The 25,109-nt window shown below is 44.6% G+C and carries 22 protein-coding genes; 6 read left to right on the plus strand and 16 right to left on the minus strand.

Going from position 1 to position 25,109, the window contains the following annotated elements; genetic code table 11:
* Nucleotides 1-127: 127 nt before the first annotated feature.
* Nucleotides 128-1,330 carry a methyltransferase gene (locus AB4185_RS10340; protein ID WP_102332953.1) on the minus strand — a complete coding sequence of 401 codons (1,203 nt, stop codon included), beginning with the start codon at nt 1,328-1,330 and terminating at the stop codon, nt 128-130.
* Between the two features lie 140 nt (nt 1,331-1,470).
* The gene (gene cysB, locus AB4185_RS10345; RefSeq protein ID WP_017060244.1) at nt 1,471-2,445 is read right to left on the minus strand and encodes an HTH-type transcriptional regulator CysB; all 975 of its coding nucleotides are present in this window, start codon (nt 2,443-2,445) and stop codon (nt 1,471-1,473) included.
* A 322-nt stretch (nt 2,446-2,767) separates the two neighbouring features.
* On the opposite strand from cysB, the gene AB4185_RS10350 reads away from it, so the two are divergent.
* Together AB4185_RS10350 and miaE are read left to right on the plus strand one after the other, a co-directional pair.
* The gene (locus AB4185_RS10350) at nt 2,768-3,532 is read left to right on the plus strand and encodes a DNA repair protein (RefSeq protein ID WP_102332954.1); all 765 of its coding nucleotides are present in this window, start codon (nt 2,768-2,770) and stop codon (nt 3,530-3,532) included.
* A gap of 143 nt (nt 3,533-3,675) precedes the next feature.
* A complete protein-coding gene (gene miaE, locus AB4185_RS10355) occupies nt 3,676-4,431 on the plus strand; it encodes a tRNA isopentenyl-2-thiomethyl-A-37 hydroxylase MiaE (RefSeq protein WP_017060242.1) in 756 nt (251 codons plus the stop codon).
* Between the two features lie 104 nt (nt 4,432-4,535).
* Here the strand turns inward: miaE and pyrF are convergent, their stop codons facing one another.
* From pyrF to AB4185_RS10410, 11 genes are all read right to left on the minus strand, one after another.
* Nucleotides 4,536-5,231 carry an orotidine-5'-phosphate decarboxylase gene (pyrF, locus tag AB4185_RS10360; protein ID WP_017060241.1) on the minus strand — a complete coding sequence of 232 codons (696 nt, stop codon included), beginning with the start codon at nt 5,229-5,231 and terminating at the stop codon, nt 4,536-4,538.
* A gap of 124 nt (nt 5,232-5,355) precedes the next feature.
* Nucleotides 5,356-6,531, minus strand: a complete 1,176-nt coding sequence (lapB, locus tag AB4185_RS10365) for a lipopolysaccharide assembly protein LapB (RefSeq protein ID WP_017060240.1) — start codon at nt 6,529-6,531, stop codon at nt 5,356-5,358.
* A gap of 12 nt (nt 6,532-6,543) precedes the next feature.
* Entirely contained in the window at nt 6,544-6,816 is a 273-nt protein-coding gene (locus AB4185_RS10370; protein WP_372135423.1) for a LapA family protein, read from the minus strand.
* A 129-nt stretch (nt 6,817-6,945) separates the two neighbouring features.
* Entirely contained in the window at nt 6,946-7,230 is a 285-nt protein-coding gene (gene ihfB / locus AB4185_RS10375) for an integration host factor subunit beta (RefSeq protein ID WP_017060238.1), read from the minus strand.
* Between the two features lie 121 nt (nt 7,231-7,351).
* On the minus strand, nt 7,352-9,022 hold the full coding sequence (gene rpsA / locus AB4185_RS10380) for a 30S ribosomal protein S1 (protein WP_010439921.1): 1,671 nt from the start codon (nt 9,020-9,022) through the stop codon (nt 7,352-7,354).
* Nucleotides 9,023-9,128: 106 nt separating this feature from the next.
* Nucleotides 9,129-9,809: a (d)CMP kinase gene (gene cmk / locus AB4185_RS10385; RefSeq protein WP_017060237.1), complete on the minus strand. Its 681-nt coding sequence runs from the start codon at nt 9,807-9,809 to the stop codon at nt 9,129-9,131.
* A gap of 292 nt (nt 9,810-10,101) precedes the next feature.
* The gene (kdsB, locus tag AB4185_RS10390) at nt 10,102-10,848 is read right to left on the minus strand and encodes a 3-deoxy-manno-octulosonate cytidylyltransferase (protein ID WP_372135424.1); all 747 of its coding nucleotides are present in this window, start codon (nt 10,846-10,848) and stop codon (nt 10,102-10,104) included.
* Nucleotides 10,848-11,027, minus strand: coding sequence for a Trm112 family protein (locus AB4185_RS10395; RefSeq protein ID WP_004736429.1), 180 nt, complete (start codon nt 11,025-11,027; stop codon nt 10,848-10,850). Before AB4185_RS10395 ends, kdsB begins: the two co-directional genes overlap by 1 nt.
* Entirely contained in the window at nt 11,008-12,015 is a 1,008-nt protein-coding gene (gene lpxK, locus AB4185_RS10400; RefSeq protein WP_372135450.1) for a tetraacyldisaccharide 4'-kinase, read from the minus strand. The genes AB4185_RS10395 and lpxK overlap by 20 nt, the downstream gene beginning before the upstream one ends.
* Nucleotides 12,016-12,028: 13 nt before the next feature.
* A complete protein-coding gene (msbA, locus tag AB4185_RS10405) occupies nt 12,029-13,777 on the minus strand; it encodes a lipid A ABC transporter ATP-binding protein/permease MsbA (RefSeq protein ID WP_017060234.1) in 1,749 nt (582 codons plus the stop codon).
* 31 nt (nt 13,778-13,808) lie between these two features.
* Complete coding sequence (locus AB4185_RS10410) at nt 13,809-16,139, minus strand: DNA internalization-related competence protein ComEC/Rec2 (protein ID WP_372135425.1); 2,331 nt, start codon at nt 16,137-16,139, stop codon at nt 13,809-13,811.
* A gap of 17 nt (nt 16,140-16,156) precedes the next feature.
* Here AB4185_RS10410 and AB4185_RS10415 point away from each other — a divergent pair, with 17 nt between their 5' ends.
* Nucleotides 16,157-16,669, plus strand: coding sequence for a DUF2062 domain-containing protein (locus AB4185_RS10415; RefSeq protein WP_017060232.1), 513 nt, complete (start codon nt 16,157-16,159; stop codon nt 16,667-16,669).
* A gap of 205 nt (nt 16,670-16,874) precedes the next feature.
* Here AB4185_RS10415 and lolE read toward each other — a convergent pair whose 3' ends face one another.
* The 3 genes from lolE to lolC are packed head-to-tail and all read right to left on the minus strand — an operon-like array spanning nt 16,875 to nt 20,013.
* Nucleotides 16,875-18,119, minus strand: a complete 1,245-nt coding sequence (gene lolE, locus AB4185_RS10420; protein WP_017072111.1) for a lipoprotein-releasing ABC transporter permease subunit LolE — start codon at nt 18,117-18,119, stop codon at nt 16,875-16,877.
* On the minus strand, nt 18,120-18,812 hold the full coding sequence (gene lolD / locus AB4185_RS10425; protein ID WP_017060230.1) for a lipoprotein-releasing ABC transporter ATP-binding protein LolD: 693 nt from the start codon (nt 18,810-18,812) through the stop codon (nt 18,120-18,122).
* Entirely contained in the window at nt 18,805-20,013 is a 1,209-nt protein-coding gene (gene lolC / locus AB4185_RS10430; protein WP_102429154.1) for a lipoprotein-releasing ABC transporter permease subunit LolC, read from the minus strand. The genes lolD and lolC overlap by 8 nt, the downstream gene beginning before the upstream one ends.
* A 227-nt stretch (nt 20,014-20,240) precedes the next feature.
* Between lolC and AB4185_RS10435 the strand changes: the two genes are divergently transcribed.
* The 3 genes from AB4185_RS10435 (at nt 20,241) to AB4185_RS10445 (ending at nt 25,109) form a co-directional block, all read left to right on the plus strand.
* A complete protein-coding gene (locus AB4185_RS10435) occupies nt 20,241-20,810 on the plus strand; it encodes a hypothetical protein (RefSeq protein ID WP_017065300.1) in 570 nt (189 codons plus the stop codon).
* A 6-nt stretch (nt 20,811-20,816) separates the two neighbouring features.
* Complete coding sequence (gene mfd, locus AB4185_RS10440; protein ID WP_372102289.1) at nt 20,817-24,278, plus strand: transcription-repair coupling factor; 3,462 nt, start codon at nt 20,817-20,819, stop codon at nt 24,276-24,278.
* Nucleotides 24,279-24,341: 63 nt separating this feature from the next.
* Entirely contained in the window at nt 24,342-25,109 is a 768-nt protein-coding gene (locus tag AB4185_RS10445; protein WP_372102290.1) for a peptidoglycan binding protein CsiV, read from the plus strand.

Below are 25,109 nucleotides of genomic sequence, written 5' to 3' on the forward strand. Positions count from 1 at the left end.
TCTTCTCGTTGAAGCGTTCAGTTAACTCATACACATTAAACAAAAAGCCGGTACGACATTATGTCGCGCTGGCTTTTTTGCATTAATGGATTTAGTTCGTAAAAACACGTAACAGTACGGTTTACCACTAGCGCTCGATTTTAACCCCATGAATCAATAGATTTCTTGGCGTAATACTGCGTTCACAGAACTCTTCAATCGTAGCTTCATAACCTTGCTCTTTCAGATAGATAGCGCGATCTAAAGCCAGCCATATCTCTAATGGTCGTCTAAAGACTTGTTGAACCAAACTCAGCTTTTCCATTTCCCAGAAAAGCGCTTCGCCTTGAATCAAATAAGAGTCAAAATCAATATCTGAGCCCAGCGATAGCTCTTTCACTTCAGATGCCCAACGGCAGAAAGATTCAAAACCCTCAGCTAACTCTGATTTTTTGATGCTCGGTACAGGAATGTATTCGTCAATGTTAAGTTCAGCCTTAAGCAACTGGCTGAAGCCTAGACGATAGCTCATCTCTAGTTGACGATGTCTTTTTACTCTTTCACCACCAGTAACGGTTTCTTGAAGCGGGATTCTCAAGTCGCTCTTACTTAACGTTAATGCTGAGCTTTTCGCGATAGAAGACATCGCTTGATAGTTTTCGTCTCGAATAAGATGATAACAACAAGGAGAAATAGTGACCGCTGGTAGCCCATGTGACACTGACTTTTTAACTAGCTCAACATGAAGATCACCACAAGCATGAAGGGCCACGGCATGTTGGTACGAATTAAACACGTCATCGGCCTTGTCTGAAAACGCATCTCCTTGAACAAAATCCATCGCTAACTTCTGGTCATCCGCAATCTTTTGTCCGCTTTCGCATAACGATTGCTGCCATTCAAAGCTAGTGACTTTTTGATCCGATTGCTGAGATAGGATTCGACCAAGAAAGCCTTTACCAGAACACCACTCGAGCCACTCTTTGCCATGGTGATGGCATAATGCAGCCTCGCCCATTGCGACAATTTGATGTAGCTTTCGGCCAGGAATACCATCAGCAGTACCACGTGGGAGGTCTAAACCAACCAAAGCAGTGTTATCGAACTGGATGTTTTGGGTAGCAGTTTCTAATTCAGGTAGGAAACGAGTCAGTTCCTCAATCAAAAGCTGAGGCTGCTCTTTTAAGGTTTGAATGCTTTCATTATCTAAGCTTTCTAACCAATCAACGAGTGGACGATTGACCTCTTTCCACGGCTGCTGTTGAGTTTGGCATAGGTGAAAAGGCTCTGAACGCCAGTAAATCTGGTGCTCTAGCAAAAATGAATCGAGTATTTTAAATCGTGAATGCATGCTTCCCCCTATGATGCGTGGATTGTAGGGGTAAGAGGTCGAAATGGAAAGGCTCGATAAAGAAAACGAAAACTAAAAGCCCAAAAGAAAAACGGCCTGCAAATACAGGCCGAATAAGAATCTAGATTTACACGACGAGATTAACGAACTGGCAGCTCGATATCTTTAAACATCTCTTCGATCTCTTCATTCGATTTCAAAGAAATAGCTTGCTCAACCACAGGGCGAGTTAAGTGCGGTGCAAAACGCTCCATGAAATCAAACATGTAAGAACGCAAGAAGGTGCCTTTTCTAAAACCAATGCTGGTTGTACTCGCACCAAATAGATGGCTCGCATCAATCGCAACCAAATCAGTATCTTGCTCGTGGTCAATAGCCATACTTGCAATTACACCAACACCAATGCCCATACGAACGTAGGTTTTGATTACGTCTGCATCGGTCGCAGTAAACACAACACGCGGTGTTAAACCTACTTTGTTAAACGCGGTATCAAGCTCAGAACGGCCAGTGAAACCAAATACATAAGTCACGAGAGAGTAAGCCGCAAGATCTTCGATCGTGATATTACGCTTCTGTGCCAGGGGATGATCTTTGGTCACGACGATCGAACGGTTCCAGTGGTAACAAGGCAGCATAATCGCATCTTGGTAAAGGTGTAGCGCTTCCGTTGCAATCGCAAAATTCGCTGTACCTTTAGCGACGGCTTCTGACATTTGGCTTGGCGTACCTTGGTGCATGTGAAGCGATACTTTTGGATAGCGCGCCGTGAAACCTTTAATCACATCAGGCAGTGCATAACGAGCTTGAGTATGAGTCGTTGAAATATTCAATGTACCCATCTCTGGATGTGTGTGTTCACCCGCTACCGCTTTAATGCTTTCAACGCGCGCCAAAATCTCTTGAGAGATACGAATGATATCCTCACCCGCTTGGGTAACCTGCGTTAGATGCTTGCCGCTACGCTCAAAAATCTGAATGCCTAGTTCGTCTTCAAGTAATCTAACTTGCTTACTAATGCCAGGCTGAGATGTGTACAAACTCTCTGCTGTAGCTGAAACATTTAGGTTATGGTTTACAACCTCAACAATGTACTTCAGTTGCTGTAACTTCATATCTAACCTCGTAATCCTTTACTCATTTCTGTGCTAACTTATTTGCAAAGAGAGCGTTATAGTCGCGTGTAATATAATTAATAGTTATAACGCTTCGAACACAAAAATGACAGGAAAATTGAGTTTTTCTAGCTTAACAAACAAAAACATCACTAACGCTTTGCAACCCAACCCTCATTCTCATACATTAGTTGGTAAGTTTTGATTGCCGATTTCGCTCAACAAGAGATAATCAGAAATTGCAATTTACGAGTGCCGATACACAATGGAATCGTGTATCCTCTCCAGTTAGCTATAGAAAATAATAAGCAGACTCAAATATATGAATATTGGTTTAATAATCGTCTTAGTAGCCGTTCTTTTGGTGTTAGTTTTAGGCTACAACATCATGCTTCAATATAAAGTTAAGGTAGAAACAGCGAAGAAACAGGAAGCTTCTCGTTATCTAACCATTATTGACGGTACAGAAGAACTGATTGGCAACGCTCATCACATGCCGTTTAGCCAAGATCTTCTTGTATGCTTAAACAATCGAATTCTTGATGCATTAGAAAACATGTATCAACTCGATCCAAAAAATAAGCAGCTTGACCAACGCATTGAAAGCGTAAAACAACAAATCACTCAGCTAAAAGAGAACTACAAAGGTGGCGAGAGTACCGCTTTCCGCGTACCAAGTAGTGACAAGCAAGCGATCATGATGCTTAAGTTAGTTAAACGCCTGCGTGATACGGTGCGCAACGAGCACAATAAAGGCCGTTTCGAGACTCAAGCTTATGTGGTTGAAAATGCTCGCCTAGAAACAATTCAAATCCGTATTAACATTGAAAATGTTATCAAACGTGCAAACGATTCGATTTCTCGCGGACAACCGGGAACAGCGATTCAGCTATTACGCAAAGGTATTGATGCTTTGGCGACTAAGAACGACTCGTACTCTAATCAAGCCAAAGAAAAGCTTCAACAGATGCTTAACGAGCTTGACCAGAAACGCCAAGACAAAAACGCTCAAGATTTGCAGCAGATGGAATCTAAAGAACGAGAAGACGATATGGATGCCCTCTTCGGTCAGAAGAAGAAATGGTAACAGTCTAACTCAACACTTAAAGGCCGCCTTATTTACATTAAATAGGCGGCCTTTTTTGTAGCTGTTGAATTTCCTTTCTCTGTATAGGGAGATCTCTTGAGCTGTGATAAAATCCCCGCATTATCAACAAACTTTCCCTGACCATGTATCAAGAATTACTCGCTCCAATCCACTCTTTTCTTAAAGCCGAAACGCCAGATTCATGGATAGATGAAGCCAAAAAGCCAGAAAATCTTCACATCATTCTACGCGATCACATGCTGTGTGAACTTAAGGCGGCACAGAGTGCTTTATTCCTTATTCGCAAGTACGCCGTCGATAAAGAAAGCGCGAAGCAACTGAATGAATGGATTTTGCCATACGAGCAATTTGCTTACCGTCGTATCGGAGACTTAGAGTCTCTGCGTGGTAAAAGCAACGTATCCAAGCAAATAACAGCGAAAGAAGGCTGTAATTACGGTGCTGACCTAATCGATAAGATGGTTTTACTGATCAAAGAAGAGCTGCATCACTTCTACCAAGTCATGGAGTTGATGGAGAAGAAAGGCGTGACTTACCAGCCAATCGAGGCGGGTCGTTACGCTAAGGGCTTGATCAAACAAGTTAAGACTTACGAGCCTGATGCTCTGGTTGATAAGCTTATCATCGGTGCGTTTATTGAAGCTCGCTCTTGTGAGCGCTTCGCTAAATTGGCTCCTTTCTTGGAAGAAGACATGGAGAAGTTTTACGTGTCTCTACTTCGTTCAGAAGCTCGCCACTACCAAGATTACCTTGAGCTAGCAGAACAGATCGCAGGGAAAGATATTTCAGAGCGTATTTCGCATTTTGCTCAAGTAGAAGCTGATCTTATCACTTCAGAAGACAGCGACTTCAAATTCCATAGTGGTGCTCCGGTTTAGGCTCCACACAGAACATTCAGTCCAGTTTAGACTAATCCAGACTAAAAAATTAAGGCCAGCAATTTGCTGGCCTTCTTTATTTATATCTCAATCCAAATATAGACTTAAGCAAGCGTACCGTTGATCTCTGCAAGTACAGCAGCAGGGTCTATCGCTTGCGTAATCGGACGACCAATAACAAGGTAGTCTGAACCTGATTCAATCGCTTTAGAAGGCGTCATGATGCGCTTCTGGTCACCAACATCTGCGCCGACAGGACGAATACCTGGAGTAACTAGCTTGAACTCTTGACCAAGTGCACCTTTAAGCAAAGAAGCCTCTTGTGCAGAACATACAACACCGTCTAAGCCAGAGTTTTTCGTTAGAGAAGCCAAGCGCATCACGTGTTGTTGTGGTTCAAGATCCAGACCGATACCCGCTAAGTCAGATTGCTCCATACTGGTGAGTACCGTTACACCGATTAACAGTGGACGATCTTTGCCATAAGGTTCTAAGATTTCGCGAGAAGCCGTCATCATACGCTCACCGCCACTTGCGTGTACGTTCACCATCCAAACACCCAGTTCAGCGGCAGCACGGACTGCTTTTGAACATGTGTTCGGGATGTCGTGGAATTTAAGGTCTAAAAATACTGAGAAACCACGCTTATGTAATTCACGAACAAATTCAGGGCCAAACAGGGTAAACATCTCTTTGCCCACTTTTAGGCGGCAAGATGCTGGGTCAATTCGATCGACAAAGGCTAACGCATCCGCTTGATTATCATAATCCAAGGCTACAATGATTTTTTGGTCGTTCATTTCATCTCCTAACGCAGTTAACTTTCTAAAAATTTCTAATCACCTAAGCAGGTGATAAATAACAGTCATAAAAATGCAGCCCGAAAGCTGCAATTAATAATTTGGTCTTAAAGAGACCACAAATCTATTCACCATCAAGCCCACGAATAGGCTTGATCGTCCCCCACCCTTTACATGAAGGGCAGTGCCAATACAAAGAGTGTGTCGAGAAACCACACTGACGACAACGGTAATGAGGCTTAACCTTAAGCTGTTCACCAACCATAGATTGAAGTGTGGTTAAGCTGTCTTTTGCTCGGCCTTCTTCTGCTTCCGCTAGGTGGTAATCGATTAATCGATAAAAACCTTTCATGGTTGGATTTTTAACAAGCTGCTTTGTCAGTAACTCTTGAGCAGAGCCTACATCTTCATGGTGAGCAACCAATTGCGCCAGCATCAGTTCGGCAGATACACCGGCTTTCTTCTGAATACACGCTTTGAGGAACTCGACCAATTGAGCTTCTTGTCCAAGCTTGTGGTAACACTCAGCAAGGGTTGGCAACACCTCACTGATAAAATCGATATCTTGTTCAAGTACCGATTCAAGACAATCAATTGTCTTTTGGTAATCTTCGTTCGCTAAGTGGAACTTCCCTAGTGCGATACTTGCGCGAACACATTTAGGGTCTTCAGAAAGCGCCTTCTTAAAATGCTGAAGCGCTTTAGAACGATTACCATCGGCTTGTTCTTGCATTGCAAGCTCACACCAGAAATGCGCGACTGTGGCACGCATCTTCATTTTTTTCTTGCCGAGCTTAACTAAGATATTTCCGTAATGGATAGCCTTGTTCCACTCACGGGTCTGCTGATAAATAGCCACCAACTGCTGTAAAGCGCCCTCTTTATGGTCAGGTTCTTCTACAAGTTGTTCAAAGATTTTTTCAGCGCGATCAAGGAAGCCAGAGACCATGTAGTCTTTAGCTAATTGTTGCAGTGCGAGATTTTTCTGATCGAGGGTAAGCCCCGAACGAGAGATGAGATTTTGGTGAATACGAATAGCGCGGTCGACTTCGCCTCTTGAGCGGAACAAGTTGCCCAAAGCCAAGTGAGTATCGATGGTTTCATTGTCTACTTGAAGCAGTTCAATAAAGTGATCAACCGCTTTGTCAGATTGATCTGACAGTAATAGGTTCAAACCCGTCACGTATTGACGGGAGATCTGGTGTGATTGCTTTTGTTTTTCTTGCTGAGCGTTACGATTACCCATATACCAGCCATAAGCGGCTGCGATGGGCAAAAGTAAGAACAGTAACTCTAACATCAAATATAGCCTTTAAGCTTTAGTATCAGCAGGGACCTGCTTTGATTGCTTATTGAGTTGCTTCTTCAAGCGATGAATTTTTAGCTGAGACCGCATGTGCATATTACCAAAGACTAACCAAGCAAGGACGAAGCCTGAAACGAATACAACACCTAATAAACTTGATAGGTGGAAGTCACCTTGCGCTAGCAGATAGTTGAAATTCACAGTTGTTTGGTTTTGAGAGCCTAAAGCCAGTGCAATTAGGAAAAGTGCGATAACGGCGACTATTTTTATAATTTTCATAGTTCATCACTCATTGGTTGGTTAGCTGTACGATTATGCAGGAAAATTACTAATCAGACCACCATATTATGGTCATAAAAAAGCGGCATACATTATAGTATGCCGCTTTTCTTAATTCCGATAAGTAGGCTACATTCCTGAGTTTACTCGTTCACGCAGCTCTTTACCTGGTTTGAAGTGAGGAACGTATTTACCTTCTAACTCAACCTTGTCACCAGTCTTTGGGTTACGTCCAACACGAGGCTCACGATAATGCAGAGAAAAGCTGCCAAAACCGCGAATTTCGATTCGATCACCACTTTCTAGTGTTGAAGCCATATGCTCTAAAATGTCTTTTACAGCGTCTTCAATTTCTTTTGCAGAAAGATGCGTTTGCTCAGCGCACAGTCTCTCAATCAATTCAGACTTAGTCATAGTTACCCTCGTTGGTTTTCTTTTTAGAAATTATAGACCTATCGGAAAAATAAGCAAAAAAAAAGGAGCCTTACGGCTCCTTTCTTGGCTAGATAGCTATAATTCTCTTAATGAGAAGCTATTATTCGCCTTTAGCAGCTTTGAATGCGTCTGCCATTGCGTTACCGAACGCGCCTTCTTCAGACTTGTTCAGTGAAGCCATTGCTTCTTGCTCATCAGCTTCATCTTTAGCTTTGATAGATAGGTTGATTACGCGGTTCTTACGGTCTACACCAGTGAACTTCGCTTCAACGCTGTCGCCAACGCTTAGGATTAGAGATGCATCTTCGATACGGTCGCGAGAAACTTCAGAAGCGCGGATGTAACCTTCAACGCCTTCGATTAGCTCGATAGTAGCGCCTTTCGCGTCAACTGCAGTAACAGTACCGTTTACAAGAACACCTTTCTTGTTGTCAGCAACGTATGCGTTGAACGGGTCGTTTTCCATTTGCTTAACGCCAAGAGAAATACGCTCACGCTCTGCATCTACTGCTAGAACAACAGCAGAGATTTCGTCGCCTTTCTTGTATTCACGTACAGCTTCTTCGCCGGCAGCGTTCCAAGAAATGTCAGATAGGTGTACAAGACCGTCGATACCGCCTTCTAGACCGATGAAGATACCAAAGTCAGTGATAGACTTGATCTTACCAGTAACTTTGTCGCCCTTAGCTTGCATTTCTGCAAATGACTGCCATGGGTTAGCTTTACACTGTTTCAGACCTAGAGAGATACGACGACGTTCTTCGTCGATATCAAGAACCATAACCTCAACTTCGTCGCCAACATTAACAACTTTAGAAGGGTGGATGTTCTTGTTAGTCCAATCCATTTCAGAAACGTGTACTAGACCTTCAACGCCTTCTTCGATTTCAACGAAGCAGCCGTAGTCAGTTAGGTTTGTAACACGACCAGAAAGCTTGTGACCTTCTGGGTAACGCTTAGCGATTGCTACCCATGGATCTTCGCCTAGTTGCTTAAGACCTAGTGAAACACGAGTGCGCTCACGATCGAACTTAAGAACTTTAACTAGGATTTCGTCACCAACGTTAACGATCTCTGATGGGTGCTTAACGCGCTTCCAAGCCATATCTGTGATATGTAGAAGACCGTCAACACCGCCAAGGTCAACGAATGCACCGTAGTCAGTAAGGTTCTTAACGATACCTTTAACTTCAGTACCTTCTTGTAGAGTTTCAAGAAGTTCGTCACGCTCAACACTGTTTTCAGATTCGATAACAGCACGACGAGAAACAACAACGTTGTTACGCTTCTGGTCTAGCTTGATTACTTTGAACTCTAGCTCTTTGTTTTCTAGGTGAGCAGTGTCACGGATAGGACGTACGTCTACTAGAGAACCAGGAAGGAAAGCACGGATACCGTTAAGTTCAACAGTGAAACCGCCTTTAACTTTACCGTTGATGATACCAACAACAGTTTCAGCTTCTTCGCAAGCTTTCTCAAGTACGATCCAAGCTTCGTGACGCTTAGCTTTCTCACGAGAAAGTTGAGTTTCACCGAAACCATCTTCAACAGCGTCTAGAGCTACGTCTACTTCAGCACCAACTTCAACTTCAAGTTCGCCAGCAGCGTTCTTGAATTGTTCAGCAGGGATAGCAGATTCAGACTTAAGACCAGCGTCTACAAGAACGAAACCGTTCTCGATAGCTACTACAGTACCTTTAACGATGCTGCCTTGTTGGAATTCAGTTTCAGATAGAAACTCTTCAAAGAGTTGAGCAAAAGATTCAGTCATTATTTAATCTTCAATAATTAAACGTCCATGGGTATCCTACCGCATGGGGTTGATAAATTCGCCGGTCATCATCCTTGCGACCAACGTTCGTACTAGCTCGGCGAAATTACCCAGCCAGTTTCGATTCAATATAGTGTAGTGCTTTTTCTACTACCTGCTCAATATTCATTGAGGTGGAATCAAGCACTAGAGCATCCTCTGCAGGGCGAAGTGGCGCCACTGGGCGATTACGATCTCGGTCGTCTCGCTCTTGGATCTCGCTCAAAAGGTCGTCAAATTTAACATCTAACCCCTTCTGTTGCAACTGTTTAAGGCGGCGACTCGCACGCTCTTCAGCACTTGCATCTAAAAATATTTTCGCTTCAGCTTCAGGAAACACAACCGTTCCCATGTCACGGCCATCTGCAACCAAACCAGGCGCAGCGCTGAATGCACGTTGACGACGAAGCAGTGCTTCGCGAACGCGAGGTAAAGCAGCAACTTTTGAAGCCGCCATGCCAGTCTCTTCTTTACGAAGTTCACCAGACACATCTTCACCTTCTAGGATAACCTTAACTAAGTCGCCTTCAGCAATAAACTGCACGTCTAAGTGTGTAGCAAGCGGTACTAAAGCATCCTCTGATTCAGTATCCACACCATGGTGAATTGCCGCTAAAGCCAATACGCGATAGATCGCGCCTGAGTCTAGAAGATGAAAGCCTAGCTTATCTGCTAGCAACATACACAGGGTACCTTTACCTGCACCACTTGGTCCATCAACCGTAATCACTGGGCTTTGAGAAGGCATCTTTTACTCCACGTTTTGTCGTAAGTTTTATTCTGTACTAGCGATTCGCCACTACTTTATAGGCGGCATATTATAGAGAAAAATTGGAACTCGAGCGAGGTAAATCTCAGATAATTCCGTGTTGATGATGCATAAACCAATGCAACTATCTCAATATCCGTTTGCTTAGGTTAATAAGACACGCACGCGCTTTTCGATAGCGCACTTTTCGATAGATAGAAAAAAGCCTCGCAATAGGCAAGGCTCATGATTTTTCATTTTGTAGAGCAAACAAGAATTCGCTCAAAGAAGCTTAACCAATAATAGCTCGAACCGCTTCTAGGTCTTCAGGCGTATCAACACCAGCAGCAGGTGCTTCCGCCGCAACGTCTACGTGGATTTTTTCACCGTACCAAAGTACTCGTAATTGCTCTAGGTACTCAATACGTTCAAGAGTGCTTGGTTCCCAGTTAATGTAGGTATTGATAAAACCCGCTCGGTAAGCATAGATACCAATATGACGAAGCAAAGGAGATTCCGCTGCAGTACCGTTGTTCGCGTAAGCATCGCGATCCCAAGGGATGGTTGCTCGGCTAAAATACAAGGCATAACCGTCTTTATCGGTTACAACTTTAACGGCATTAGGGTTAAACACTTCATCAGCATGAGTGATTTCCACACCTAACGTTGCCATCGGAGCTGTACTGTTAGCAAGATTGTTGGCAACCTGATTAATGATCGAAGGTGGGATAAGTGGCTCATCACCTTGAACATTAACGATAATATGATCATCAGGAATATTCATAACTTCAATCACTTCAGCTAGGCGTTCAGTGCCCGATTCGTGATTCGGTGATGTCATACAAACGGTCGCGCCAAATGCTTTAGCCGCTTTTTCAACTCGAGCGTCGTCGGTAGCGATAATAACGTTATCGGCACCCGCTTTCATTGACTGTTCGTATACCCATTGAATCATCGGCTTTCCACCAATGTCAGCAAGTGGCTTCCCTGGTAAACGGCTCGATTGGTATCTTGCAGGTATAACAACCGTATAAGACATTACTTACCCTCATCCATAGAAACGGTGCGAGCTTCAGGTTCTAAAAGAACAGGAATACCCTCTTTAATTGGGTAAGCAAGGCGATCAATTTTACAAACAAGCTCTTGCTTATCCTTGTCAAAAGTTAGTTTACCTTTACATACAGGGCAAGCAACGATCTCAAGTAGACGGTGATCCATAGTATTCCATAACCTCTTTTATTCTTTTTAAAATTTGCTGTTGCGAATCTTCATCGAACTGCGCAGAAACTGGAAGATACCACCAGTTATCTTGAGCATATTCTTCGCATTTTACAGCGTCTTTTTCTGTCATAATCAGATTCATACCTTTCTTAGCTAAGGCATGAAGTTCATCTTTATCAAAATCTTGATGATCGGCGAAACCCTGTGTGAATACCACATCACCATCAAGATCTTCCAATGTTTTAAAAAAGCGCGGTGGGTGGCCAATACCGGCAAAAGCAACCAGCTTCTGTAATTCTGCCACAGACCTTTTCTGACCAGTCTTTAGGTTAACCGCTTGGCTTGGAAGCAAAGACATCGAGGACTCTCGCCCATGCGCTTTACCGCCATTGTTAACCAAAAAGTCGACTTCATCTAAACGAGATACAGGCTCTCTTAACGGGCCTAAAGGAATTAGGCATTCGCTACCAAAGCGTCTTGCGCCGTCGATAACTGCAAATTCAATGTCGCGTTCAAGCGCGTAATGCTGAAGGCCATCGTCAGTGATAATCACATCAACGCCTTTGCTCAGCAATGCTTTCACTGCGTTAGCTCGCACAGGGTCGACTGCGACTGGCGCACCAGTTCGCTTACGAATCAAGCGAGGTTCATCACCCGAATGCTCAGCTGGGGTATTTTCATCCAACACCAACGGATAGCTTGGTGCTTTTGCACCGTAGCCACGAGATACGACTCCGGGTTTAAAGCCGTGAGCCTGAAGCATCTCAACTAACCAAATCACAACCGGTGTTTTACCATTTCCACCAGCAGTAATATTGCCCACAACAATAACAGGTAAAGGCGGGCGGTAGGTCTCTTTATTCCCTGAGAGATAAGCGTCACGACGCCGACTACTGATCATTTTGAACAGCAGACTCAGTGGCCACAAAAGCGGCCAGAGAAGATATTTCAACGGGTGATTGTTAAACCAAATCTTTTCGATCACAACAAGACCTAATTTATCCGCTGAACTGAATTCGGTGTAATTGTGCATAAGCACCATCATGCGCGATTAGCTCAGCATGTGCGCCCCTTTCTACAATATGTCCATCATCAACCACTAGAATCTCATCAGCTTGCTCGATGGTAGAGAGTCTGTGTGCGATAACTAATACTGTTTTGTCTTTCTGCAGTTCTTCTAGTGCGGATTGAATCGCTCTCTCTGACTCAGTATCCAGTGCAGACGTCGCCTCATCAAGAATCAGCACAGGCGCATCTCTTAATAAAGCACGTGCAATCGCAATACGTTGTCTTTGACCACCAGAAAGGCTTGCGCCATTTTCACCAACAACGGTATCGATGCCATTTTCCATGCCTTCGATAAACTCACTTGCATGAGCAAGCTTAGCCGCGTATTCGATCTGTTCACGTGAATACTGTTCTTCTGCTGCGTAAGCGATGTTGTTAGCCACCGTATCGTTAAACAGATGTACATTTTGAGAAACGAGCGCAAAGTGCTCACGCAGATTTCTCAATTCGTAATCACGAATGTCGTGGCCATCAAGCTCAATTGAACCAGAGTCTACGTCATAAAAACGAGTGAATAGGTTAGCAATGGTACTCTTACCCGAGCCAGATCGCCCAACAAGCGCAACCGTTTTACCTTTCGGTATATTGAAGCTGATCTTATCAAGTGCTGGTTTCTCTGCACCGTCATAAGTAAACGTGACATCTTTAACAGCCACTTCACCCATTACAGTTTCAGGTTTCAACGTCCCTTTGTTTTGCTCGGTATCTAGATCCATCAAGCCAAATAGAGTCGTACTCGCAGCCATACCACGTTGGAATTCAGACGTTACGTTAGTTAACGCCTTTAGCGGACGTAATAGACCAAACATTGCAGAGAACACAACGGTAAACGTACCAGCAGTAAGCTCGGCTTTAATAGAATCGACACTAGCAAGGAATAGAACAACAACAATCGCAACTGATGCGATCATTTGAATAATCGGGTTAGCGGCCGCTTGAGCAGTGATTAACTTCATGCTTTGTTGGCGCATTTGGTTACTAACTTTATCAAAGCGGTGTTTTTCTAGATCTTGACCACCGTAAGTTAGAACCACTTTATGCCCTTTCAGCATTTGTTCAGCTGAAGAAGCAACGTGACCCATGCTAGTTTGCATGTTCTTAGAGATCTTTCTGAATCGCTTCGATACGATACTGATCGCCCACGCAACCAAAGGCGCTACAGCAAATAACACCAAAGATAACTGCCAACTATTCCAGAACATCAGCGTCAACAAGCCTATAATACTTGCACCTTCACGGACAATACTGACTAACGCTTTACTGGTTGCTGCAGACACTTGCTCTGAATCGTAAGTAATTCGAGATAGCAATGCGCCTGTCTGTTCTTTATCGAAGAAAGAAACAGGCATGTGCATGAAATGGCTGAAAATCTTACGACGAATTTCCATCACCACATTGCCAGAGACCCAACTCAAGCAATAGGTTGAAACAAAGCCACTGACGCCACGAACGAACATCATGGCAAAGATAATAAGTGGAAGTGTACGTAAAAAGTCAGATTCAGCATTACCAAAGCCTTCATCAAGTAACGGCTTTAGTAAGGAAATCATATAGGTATCAGAAACGGCATTTATAATAAGCGCAATTACCGCAACACCTAGGCCGGCCTTATATAATCGAATATAAGTCCAAAGTCTTTTAAATGTGACCCAGGTAGTTTCATCTGTTTGTGTTGACATAGAATCGCTTAATTTTCTCACAATAATCTATCTATTCTACTCCCTTACGGAGCATCTGCCTATACCACTGCCCGCCTTGTTGTTCTCTAATCGCATGATATTGCCAACCTTCTTTGCTAAGAGTGATGGTTATTTGTCCGCTTTCTCCAGTATCTAGCCAAGTACTCCCCGCTTCCTGATAACGTTCAATAACAAACTCACTCGGCATTCCCCACTGGTTGCCTTTGGCAAGAGAAGCTATCGCCAGCTGAGGAGACACCGCCTCAATAAACGACTTAATCGATGACGAATCGCTGCCATGATGCGGAACCAACATAACATCACTCCTTAGCTGTTCTCCTTCACGAGCAAGTAACCACTCACTTACCAGTTCAATATCACCAGTGAGCAACATTGAGAAATCAGCACTATGATCTGAGACCTTGACCACACACGAATGTGGGTTATACGCCCTCTTTACTTGCTTAGGCGGCCACAACACCTCAAAAACAACATCTTGCCAGTTCCAAACCTCTCCAATAGTACATGTTTGAATATTAGACGGGGCTTGAGTGATAGATTGGCGTTCTTGAATAATGTTCTGACTGGTTCTTATCCACTTTGGCGTATAGTTCTCAAGTAATGCCGGATAACCACCAGCATGGTCAGAATCGAAATGACTCACAATCACGCCTTCTAATTCATAAATCCCCCGCTGATTCAAAGTAGGAATCAACAAAGACTCAACAACCGAGCCTCCTGGCCACGCATTGCCAAGATCATAAACAACAATCTGATTGTTCTTTTCCAAGACCAAAGACAACCCATGCCCAACATCCAAGATATCAATAGTTAGTTTGTCTTGCTGGGGTTTGCTGAACTCCCACCACAGCACAAACACTGCAGTTACCAATATCGATAATGTTCGCTTGAAATACCGACTAACAAAGCTCAAAAACAAGATAAGGAATACTGATAATGCAATCGTCTGATTATCGACTTGGATCCAAAATCGCTCAGAGAAAGGAAGACTAAATACGAGAGGCTCAAGCGATAAGTCGACTAACTTCCACAGCTGACTGACCAAATCATTGTCTAGCGCTGTTATACCAACCACGCCAGACACTGACTCCGATATTAAGCTTAGAAACATTGCCAGAAACAACAGCGGGATCGTCACCATCGATACCCAAGGCAAAAGGAACAAGTTGTAGAAAACAGAGACTAAACTGACTCCTTTGAAAAACAACATCGAGAAAGGTGCGATAAGGAATGTCAGCATCAGTTGAAGCTTAATAAGTTGGAGTGCGTGGTCGATAAATGTAAAGCTTGAAGCTGAGCGCTGAGTATTACAGGCGATATAGAAAACAGCGCCCAATGCACCAAAGGACAACCAAAAACTGCTCGACAAAGCTGAAAACGGCCAAATCAGCAGAACCACGCACAGACTTAAAGTAACATACCGAAGCAAACTGATATTTTGCCCACGCCACAAGAAATAACTCGCGATAACGCACATCACCAAAGCTCTCAAAGTTGGCAGCGTGAATCCAGCAAACCAACTATAGAAATACGCCAAGCCGAGCCCGAATATTGTAGGTAACCAAAGAAATGAAGGGGAAAGTAACCTTAATATCTTGCCAATCTGATAGCCGATACCAAAGGCAATCCCAATATGCAGCCCCGAAATAGCCATCAAGTGAATCAGGCCACTGCTTTTAAGCATATCCCACCGCTGAGGCGGAATAAGGTCTCGATATCCAAAACTCAAAGCGATAATGAGATCTTGATTTGCCAGCAGACTTAACCTTTCAAGGCTGGCTTCAAACCATTGGGCGCGTAAGTTGGTGCTAGAATGAATTCGGTACTTGGTATCTGCTCTGTAAGTTGCATTGGCAACCACGCCAGCACTAAACAAGTACTTTTCTCGGTCAAAGCCGGCTTCATTGAGTTTGCCCCATATCGGCTTTATTGAGGCCGATAAATAGACATCATCTCCAAGCGTTAGCTTGAAAGGAGTAAACAAACGCAATTTTATCAATTGAGGAAAGATTAATTTTTCGCCGCCAATTGATCTGACTACTATTACGCTTTCAAAACCGTGGCTATTTTCACTAAAAAGGCTAACAACCGACGCATTTATGGTAGTATTCTGCCCTGATTGGAATAAGCGACTCGTTTGTATTTCAATCGCATTCCCTAGGCAGATAACTAGTATCAATGCTGTTACTGGACCTCTTGCACTCCGGAAAACGCTATACTTTGTTGGTGCTAGCAGTAACAACAGCATCAATGGTGCCCAAACCCAATGTGGCATCACAGGCCAGAAGCTGGCAGACACAACTGTCGCAGCAAATGAAATCAAGAACCAAGTGTTAAACAAGAGAGTAGCTTCCTCCTATGCCAAGAAAGTTTATCAAACGATTTATGCCTGACCATGATCTAATCAAGCGTCAGAAAGCATTGAAAGTTTTTGGCAATGTTTTGTACAACCCCAACTTATGGTGCCTTAATCGTCGCTCTGCGGCTGGCGCGTTTGCTGTTGGGTTATTCATGGCGTTTGTCCCTCTACCAAGTCAAATGATTATGTCTGCAGGCCTTGCTGTTGCATGTGGCGTTAACCTGCCTTTAGCTGTCGCACTTGTTTGGATCAGTAACCCGGTTACCATGCCTGTTCTCTTCTACTTTGCTTATAAAGTCGGGGCGTTTGTTATGCATGTGCCACCGCAAGCCTTCCATTTCGAATTGTCTTGGGACTTCATCTTGGCGCAAATGAGCACTATAGGGCCTCCGTTCTTATTGGGTTGTCTGATTTGTGGCGTGGTTTCAGCAATGATTGGCTACTTTGGTATTCGCGGTTTATGGCGCTACTCAGTAGTAAGAAGTTGGAAGAAGCGACAAGCAAGGCACTGAACGCCATTTCTTGTTATTCAATCTAACCTTGTATGCGCTTCACTTAAAACGTACACAAGTTAAAATCGGATGAGCTACTTACCTCTGCAAGATTGGCATGTAACGAAAGTCGTAAAGAACACGAATTGAATTCAATAAAAAAGGATCCCACTGGGATCCTTTTTTGTATCGACTGAAAACTGACGGCCTGTTATTTAGGCGAATGCTATTTAGAACTCAGCACTGAGGCTGGATTCAACTTCGCCGCGCGTGATGCTGGGTACCATGTCGCCAGTAAACTCAGCACAATCGCAGTGCCGGAAACCACAACAACATCCGTCATATCAAGTTGTGATGGCAAGAAGTCGACAAAATAGATATCACCGGACAAGAACTGGTGATCGACCAACTTTTCAAGTCCTTTGATTAGTGTCGTGAGATTAAGAGCGACTAGCACACCTATTGCACTGCCCACTAAACTGCCTAACACGCCTGAGAATACGCCCTGCCAAACAAAGATGCGCTTCACAAGGCCGTCTGATGCACCCATGGTTCTTAAAATCGCGATCTCTGATGCTCTGTCTTTTACTGCCATCATTAGCGTCGAGACAATATTGAAACAAGCCACACCAATAACCAGTACCATCACCAGATACATGATGGTACGAACGAGTTGGATATCTCGATACAAGAAACCAAACTTCTGCTGCCAGCTTCGTAGATACACATACACATCAAGCTGATTGCCCACTTCACGCACAATAGAGTTCGCGTTCAGCACATCGGTCACTTTTAAAGAGACTCCAGTTACCGCCTCACCTAAGTTGGCGTAGACCTGAGCATCACCAATCGGAATCAGAGCCAAGCTGTGGTCAATCTGGCCATTAAGCGTCAGCAAGCCAACCACTTTCACTCGAACACGCTTTGGCGCCTGAACCTTCACAGAACCGTTTACCGTTGGAATCATCAAAGTCAGGTAATCACCCACTTTCGCACCCAACACATTCGCTACACCAGAGCCCAGAATGATCTGTTGTTGTCCTGCCTTAAACTCGCTCCAAGCTTGTTTATCGATAAAACTCGATAGACTTGATACCTGTTGTTCAAGTTGTGGATCAACACCGCGAACTTCAATTGCTTTGAGCTCTTTGCCCTTTTCAGCAAGCGCTGTAATTTTTACATAAGGCGCAGCAGCAACGACTTTATCGTGCTTAACCGACTCCTCAATCACGTGCTCCCAACGAGTCACAGGCTCATTCACGCCTTCAAATTCACCATGAGGAATGACAGAAAGTACTCGTGATTGAAGCTCTCGCTCAAAGCCATTCATCGCAGATAAGCCGATAATGATCACCGCGACACCAACCGCAATACCAATGGTCGAAGACAATGAGATGAACGACACCATCTTGTCTCGTTGTTTCGCACGGCTAAATCGGCCGCCTATCAATAGAGATAAAGAGGAAAACACTTAGCTCTCCTCTTTTTCTACGTTGACCAGTAAACCATCTTGCATGTGAAGTTGGCGATCCATCTTACCGGCAAGTTCACCATCGTGAGTCACGACCAAAAAGGCAGTATCGTATTCACGGTTCAGTTCACGCATTAAGTCGTAAATAGACAGTGCGGTGTTATGGTCAAGGTTACCGGTTGGTTCATCCGCCAACACTAGCGCAGGCTTATTCACCAATGCACGAGCAATCGCCACACGTTGCCTCTCGCCACCAGAAAGCTCTGAAGGTCGGTGGTCCACGCGGTGACTCAATCCAACTTTGTCCAACAAACGTTGTGCTTCTTGCTTTGCTTTAGCGGGCTTTTCGCCGCCAATCAATAACGGCATCGCCACGTTTTCTAAAGCTGAAAAGTCAGATAGAAGATGATGGAACTGATACACAAAGCCAAGATGCTGGTTGCGAAGCTTCGCCTGCTTATTCGAACTCAAAGATGCTAAATCTTGACCAAGAAAACTCACACTGCCCGCAGAAGCATCGTCTAATGCGCCTAAGATATGCAGTAAGGTACTTTTGCCCGAGCCAGAGGTACCGATGATTGCTACTAGCTCACCCTTTTCGATGTCAAAGCTGACTCCCTTGAGCACCTCAGTATCTAACGAGCCTTCACGGTACGTTTTACGGATATCATTACATTGAAGAAAATTACTCATAACGAAGGGCCTCAGCAGGTTTCACAGACGATGCACGATAAGAAGGGAATACAGTGGCAATCAGGCTAAGTGCAATAGCCAGAACCACAACAACAGCGATTTGAATTGGGTTAATCAAAATTGGTAACTGTCCACCAAACGAGAATAGAGCAACGCCCATCGCCTCTAAAATAGTATTAAGGTTCATCGCTAGAGCAACGCCTAACACACCACCAGAGAGCGCACCAATCACGCCACTACTTGCGCCTTGAACCATGAAGATCCCCATGACTTGACCATCAGTCATGCCTTGGGTCTTAAGAATCGCGACTTCAGACTGCTTCTCCATCACCACCATGATAAGTGCTGAGATAATATTGAAAGCAGCAACACCGATGATAAGCCCAAGCATTAAACCCATCATGTTTTTTTCCATACGAACGGCTTGGAATAGCTCACCTCGTTGGTCTCGCCAGTCGCTCCACAACCAACCTTCCGGTAATGGCTGAGTTGATAACTCTGCGACTTCAAACGGGTCTTCAAAAAATAGTCGCCAGCCTGAAATAGTGTCTGATTTATAACGCATCAAACGCCCAGCGTCTTGGATGTCTGTCACCATCAGTTGAGCGTCGATATCAGAACCTGTATTGAAAATACCGGCAACGGTGAAATTTCGTTGGCTTGGGATACGACCTAACGGGGTGTACTGGCTCGCGCTGGTCACCATCAGGCGAACTTTGTCACCCATAGATACCTTCAAATTTCTCGCCAAAGTATGACCGAGGAACAACTGATATTGACCCGCTTTAAGTGAAGACAATCTGCCCGCAATCAAGTGGTTCTGAAGAGGGTCATCTGAATTGGGTTCAATGCCAATTAACAAACCCGCAGATAATTGAGCCGGACTCTGAATCACTGCCTCACTGCGGACAATCGGTTCAACGTGACCATTAAGCGAGATTTGCTCTGCAAAATTAGGCGCTTGGGCAGAAAGAGAGGTAGTGCCACCTTGCTCATAAACCACAGCTTGAGGAAGAACTCCAAGAATTCGGTCTTTTAACTGCGCTTCGAATCCATTCATTACCGATAAAACAGTAACCAAAGACAGCACACCAATGGTGATACCTGCCGTCGACATATAAGAAACAAAACGGCTAAAGCGATCACCTGAACGGCCTTTCAAATAGCGTAGGCCAACAAACAACGAAATAGGATGAAACATACTTTGAACCATCTAAAGGGGATGCGGGTTAATGTAACGGGTATTGCTGTTACTGTGTAGGGGTTAATTGAAAATATAGAGTGAATTAACTCAATTAGTTAGGCTTGAAAAACAGAACCTTGTCAAATTGCCAAATTTCAAACAACTATTTGAGACTTTCAATTAACTGACCTTGATTACTGCGGCCACATAGCGATAATCAATAGATCACTTCAAGGAACTAACGCATGACAGAACAAGAGTTTTTCACCGTTCACCATAGCCTTACCGCTAATATTGAACCAATGGACAGCGGCTTCACTTTACCCTCTCAAATTCAATTCGAATCTGAGATCCCAGCACCATTTGTGGTGGCAAGTGAATTTAGCCAATTGGATCTGTTAGCTGACAGCGCTCGAGCGGAACTGAAAAACAGCGACTTGAAGAATGTCACCAGTTTATTGGATGCACAAAACTCAAAATTAAACCTCTTGTTGAGCTTTATGTTATCGCAGCAAGATGATGAGAAATTTCGCACTCACACCTATTCATTTGGTGCGAGTCAGTTTTCCTGCTTTTCAAAAGCAGACATCGAACCGGGTCGCTTAGTAAAAGCCAAACTTTTTCTAGAGCACCCAGCTGCAGCCATTTATTGCTACGCAGAAGTATTTGCTAGCGAGGCGAAAGACTCAGGTTTCGAAATCAAATTTAAATACGCTCATCTTCGCGATACCGACCAAGACCTGCTAATTAAAGCGGCACTTTATCAACAACAGAAACTCTTGCGTCAACGCTCTCTAGACCGAGATAACAAGTAAATTAACATGACCAAAAAATCCATATTTACACTACCTAAACTTAAAGGTGCCGGTGACAAAAAGCACATCGGTAACCTAGTCGGTTCGTCTCTCGCTCTTGCCATTGCCAAACTCGCAGAGCAACACAACAGCCATACCGTCTTGGCTGTACCCGATCCTCAAATCGCACTCAAGCTTCAATCAGAAATTGAACAGTTTACGTCACATGAAGTGGCACTATTCCCTGATTGGGAGACTCTGCCATACGACAGCTTCTCACCGCACCAAGAGATCATTTCTGACCGTATCGCTCGCCTTTATGCACTGCCAACGTTAAAAGATGGCATCACGATCGTACCGATCAGCACGCTACTACAACGTCAGTCGCCACGTGACTTCTTGTTGCAGCACACCTTAATGGTGAAAACGGGTGATCTGTACTCGTTAGAGAAGCTGCGTCTTCAACTTGAAAAGTCTGGCTATCGTTATGTAGACCAAGTGTTTGGCCCGGGTGAGTATGCGAGTCGAGGTTCAATTCTCGACTTGTTCCCAATGGGCAGCAAAGACCCGTATCGTATCGACTTCTTCGATGACGAGATCGACACCATCCGTACTTTCGATCCTGAAAATCAGCGCTCTATTGAAGACATCTCTGAGATCCGTTTGCTGCCAGCTCACGAATTCCCAACCTCGGAAACGGCAATTGAAGATTTCCGTATTCGTTGGCGCCAACAGTTTGATGCCCGCCGCGAACCAGAATCGGTTTATATGCAGGTATCTAAAGGCACATGGCCTGCTGGTATTGAGTATTGGCAACCACTGTTCTTCGATCACACAGAAACCTTGTTTGATTACGTTGCCGATGAAGCGCAACTGCTGATTCTAGGTGATGTCGAGACTGCAGTAGACTCATTCCTAACGGACGTTGCTCATCGATACGAACAGCGCGGTGTTGACCCATTACGGCCACTTCTCACGCCTGAACAACTGTGGCTGAAGAAAGACGAGCTGTTCGCACACTTCAAACAGAAGCCACAAGTCAATCTGAGCTTAGATTCAATTGAAGAGAAAGCTGGACGTACCAACCTTCCGGTTGTGTCTCTTCCTGATCTCAGTGTTCAGCATCAGAATAAAGAGCCACTCGCAAACCTAAGAAAGTTCACTGAAGCCTTCGAAGGAAAAGTGGTCTTTTCAGTTGAGTCTGAAGGTCGTCGTGAAGCTCTGAGTGAATTACTGCGAGGCATTAAAGTTCGTCCAAGCGAAGTTGAAAACCTCGATGCGGCGATTAAAGGTATAGATAAGTTCAGCCTGATCTTAGGGTCAGCGGAACATGGCTTTATCCACGAAGAGCAAAACATCGCCCTTATCTGTGAAAGCGACCTGTTGGGTGATCGCGTTGTTCAGCGCCGTAAGAAAGACAAAAAAAGTGTTAACAGCGACACTGTCATTCGTCACTTAGCCGAACTTAAACCAGGTCAGCCTGTTGTACACATTGACCATGGTATAGGTCGCTACATCGGCCTACAGACTCTCGAAGCCGGTGGTATGAAAACCGAATACGTAACCCTTGAGTATCAAAACGATGCCAAGCTCTACGTACCTGTTGCTTCTCTGAACTTAATCGGACGTTACTCGGGTGGCGCTGAAGATTCAGCACCACTACATAAACTCGGTGGCGAAGCGTGGCAAAAAGCTCGTAAACGCGCCGCGGAGAAAGTCCGTGACGTTGCAGCAGAGCTACTTGATGTTTACGCCAAGCGAGAGCTAAAACCTGGCTACAAATTTGTGCTCGACCGTGGCCAATACGCGACTTTCAAATCTGGCTTCCCGTTTGAAGAAACCGATGATCAAGCGATGGCCATCAATGCTGTTATGTCTGATATGTGCCAAGCCAAAGCCATGGACCGTTTGGTGTGTGGTGATGTTGGCTTTGGTAAAACCGAAGTCGCGATGCGTGCAGCATTCGTTTGTACCGACAACAGCAAACAAGTAGCGGTTTTAGTTCCTACTACTCTACTTGCTCAGCAACACTTCGAAAACTTCCGTGACCGTTTCGCCAACTTGCCGATTCGTGTTGAGGTTCTATCCCGATTCAAATCAGCTAAAGAGCAAAAACTAATCATGCAAGATGTCGCCGACGGTAAAGTGGATATCCTAGTCGGGACTCACAAGCTGCTTTCGAGCGATATTAAGTTTAAAGACCTAGGCCTGCTGGTTGTCGATGAAGAACACAGATTTGGTGTACGTCAGAAAGAGAAAGTGAAAGCGATGCGTGCGGATGTCGATATTCTAACGCTTACTGCGACACCGATCCCGCGAACGCTGAACATGGCAATGAGTGGCATGCGTGACCTTTCGATCATCGCTACACCACCCGCACGACGCTTGGCAATTAAAACCTTCGTTCGCGAGAGTGATGATGCCATCGTCAGAGAAGCGGTGCTGCGTGAAATCATGCGTGGTGGCCAGGTTTACTTCCTACACAACCAAGTCGACACGATTGAGAAAACAGCAGAGTCATTGCAAAAGCTGATTCCAGAGGCGCGCGTGACTGTAGCTCATGGCCAGATGCGAGAGCGCGAACTGGAACGCATCATGAATGACTTCTACCACCAGCGCTTCAACTTACTGGTGTGTACAACCATCATTGAAACCGGTATCGACGTACCAACGGCAAATACCATCTTGATGGACAGAGCCGATAACCTTGGTTTAGCACAGCTGCACCAATTACGTGGTCGTGTAGGTCGTTCGCACCACCAAGCTTATGCTTACTTGTTAACGCCACACCCTAAAGCAATGACCAAAGATGCGATCAAGCGATTGGATGCGATTGCTTCGCTCGAAGACTTGGGCGCAGGCTTTACCTTAGCAACTCACGATTTAGAGATTCGTGGTGCGGGTGAGCTGTTGGGTGATGAACAGAGTGGTCAAATCCAGTCGGTTGGTTTCACCTTGTACATGGAGATGCTTGAACAAGCGGTTGAAGCGTTGAAAGAAGGTCGAGAGCCTTCGCTTGATGATCTATTGCGTGAACAAACTGAAATTGAGATGCGTCTGCCTGCACTATTGCCAGACGACTATATTCCAGACATCAACACGCGTTTATCAACATACAAACGTATTGCGAGTGTGAGTGACACCGACGAATTGGCAGAGTTGAAAGTCGAGCTGATTGATCGCTTTGGCCTTCTGCCTGATGCAACCAAGAACTTATTATCAGTTTCTGAGCTAAAATTAGCCGCAGCGTCTATCAAAGCGAAGAAAATTGAAGCCCACGATAAGGGTGGATTCTTAGAATTCTACCCGGATGCTGACATAAACCCGACCTACCTTGTTAAACTGTTGCAATCTCAACCGCAAAAGTTTTCAATGGAAGGACCAACAAAGTTCAAGTTTACGATACCATTGGTCGACAGACGGAAGCGAATTCAATTTGTTAGTGATTTATTGGGCGAATTCAGACAAAACTTGCTGCCTTCAGCATAAGACCCAATCCACTTGCACATATAAATTATCCAGCCGGTAGTTCGGCTGGAAGACGGAGTAAAAATGAAAAGACTGATCCCACTGCTACTATTGTTCGTCTCACTGCCAAGTTTGGCGCAGAGACAATTTGATATAGAAGTGATCATTTTTAAGCGCGCTGTTGATGCAGAGAAGGTGAACGAATCTTGGCCAAATACACAGCCTAAGATTTCACTTGAACGCGTTGGTTCATTTCAAGATACCCAATACCGAGCAAAGAAAGGCGTTCAAATGCTACCTTACTCGGAATACAAGTTAACGCCTCAGAAAGACAAGCTACGTAAACACGCTGGCTTTGAAGTTCTGATGCATACCGCTTGGCGTCAAGGCGACCAAGGTAAGAGCTCGGCACCTGTTTTCCATATTCAAGCAGGTAAAGATTTCTCTAAACAGTTTAATGCTGATGGCTCTGAAAAAGGCGCAATCACTGCAGGCAGCGCTGATGGGTTCCAAGAAGAGATCATTGATAAGCCACTCTACGAATTAGACGGCAAGCTGCAAATCTACGTTCAGCACTACCTATACGCTGAAACGACATTAGATTTAAAAGCGCCAAGCGTTCGTGAAGTGACTCTACAAGAGCAACAAATTGAGCTAGATTCACCAGTAAGTGGCGCAGAAAGCAACGTCCAGGTGGGCAATCTAACTGAAATTTCTCCGACGGTTGAAGTCCAAGAGTTCCTTAAGAGCTACCGCATGGACCAAAAACGTCGTATGCGCAGTACAGAAACTCATTACCTTGACCACCCACTTCTTGGAATGGTGATTCAAGTTAGACGTGTAGCGCAGTAA

Source organism: Vibrio sp. 10N.286.48.F5 (genome assembly GCF_041469785.1).
Lineage (GTDB): Bacteria > Pseudomonadota > Gammaproteobacteria > Enterobacterales > Vibrionaceae > Vibrio > Vibrio crassostreae_C.

Excerpts from the sequence above, each read along its gene's own strand:
- AB4185_RS10340 (WP_102332953.1), bottom strand. The coding sequence starts at position 1,330 with ATGCATTCACGATTTAAAATACTCGATTCATTTTTGCTAGAGCACCAG.
- cysB (WP_017060244.1), bottom strand. The coding sequence starts at position 2,445 with ATGAAGTTACAGCAACTGAAGTACATTGTTGAGGTTGTAAACCATAAC.
- AB4185_RS10350 (WP_102332954.1), top strand. The coding sequence starts at position 2,768 with ATGAATATTGGTTTAATAATCGTCTTAGTAGCCGTTCTTTTGGTGTTA.
- miaE (WP_017060242.1), top strand. The coding sequence starts at position 3,676 with ATGTATCAAGAATTACTCGCTCCAATCCACTCTTTTCTTAAAGCCGAA.
- pyrF (WP_017060241.1), bottom strand. The coding sequence starts at position 5,231 with ATGAACGACCAAAAAATCATTGTAGCCTTGGATTATGATAATCAAGCG.
- lapB (WP_017060240.1), bottom strand. The coding sequence starts at position 6,531 with ATGTTAGAGTTACTGTTCTTACTTTTGCCCATCGCAGCCGCTTATGGC.
- AB4185_RS10370 (WP_372135423.1), bottom strand. The coding sequence starts at position 6,816 with ATGAAAATTATAAAAATAGTCGCCGTTATCGCACTTTTCCTAATTGCA.
- ihfB (WP_017060238.1), bottom strand. The coding sequence starts at position 7,230 with ATGACTAAGTCTGAATTGATTGAGAGACTGTGCGCTGAGCAAACGCAT.
- rpsA (WP_010439921.1), bottom strand. The coding sequence starts at position 9,022 with ATGACTGAATCTTTTGCTCAACTCTTTGAAGAGTTTCTATCTGAAACT.
- cmk (WP_017060237.1), bottom strand. The coding sequence starts at position 9,809 with ATGCCTTCTCAAAGCCCAGTGATTACGGTTGATGGACCAAGTGGTGCA.
- kdsB (WP_372135424.1), bottom strand. The coding sequence starts at position 10,848 with ATGTCTTATACGGTTGTTATACCTGCAAGATACCAATCGAGCCGTTTA.
- AB4185_RS10395 (WP_004736429.1), bottom strand. The coding sequence starts at position 11,027 with ATGGATCACCGTCTACTTGAGATCGTTGCTTGCCCTGTATGTAAAGGT.
- msbA (WP_017060234.1), bottom strand. The coding sequence starts at position 13,777 with ATGTCAACACAAACAGATGAAACTACCTGGGTCACATTTAAAAGACTT.
- AB4185_RS10415 (WP_017060232.1), top strand. The coding sequence starts at position 16,157 with ATGCCAAGAAAGTTTATCAAACGATTTATGCCTGACCATGATCTAATC.
- lolD (WP_017060230.1), bottom strand. The coding sequence starts at position 18,812 with ATGAGTAATTTTCTTCAATGTAATGATATCCGTAAAACGTACCGTGAA.
- lolC (WP_102429154.1), bottom strand. The coding sequence starts at position 20,013 with ATGTTTCATCCTATTTCGTTGTTTGTTGGCCTACGCTATTTGAAAGGC.
- AB4185_RS10435 (WP_017065300.1), top strand. The coding sequence starts at position 20,241 with ATGACAGAACAAGAGTTTTTCACCGTTCACCATAGCCTTACCGCTAAT.
- mfd (WP_372102289.1), top strand. The coding sequence starts at position 20,817 with ATGACCAAAAAATCCATATTTACACTACCTAAACTTAAAGGTGCCGGT.
- AB4185_RS10445 (WP_372102290.1), top strand. The coding sequence starts at position 24,342 with ATGAAAAGACTGATCCCACTGCTACTATTGTTCGTCTCACTGCCAAGT.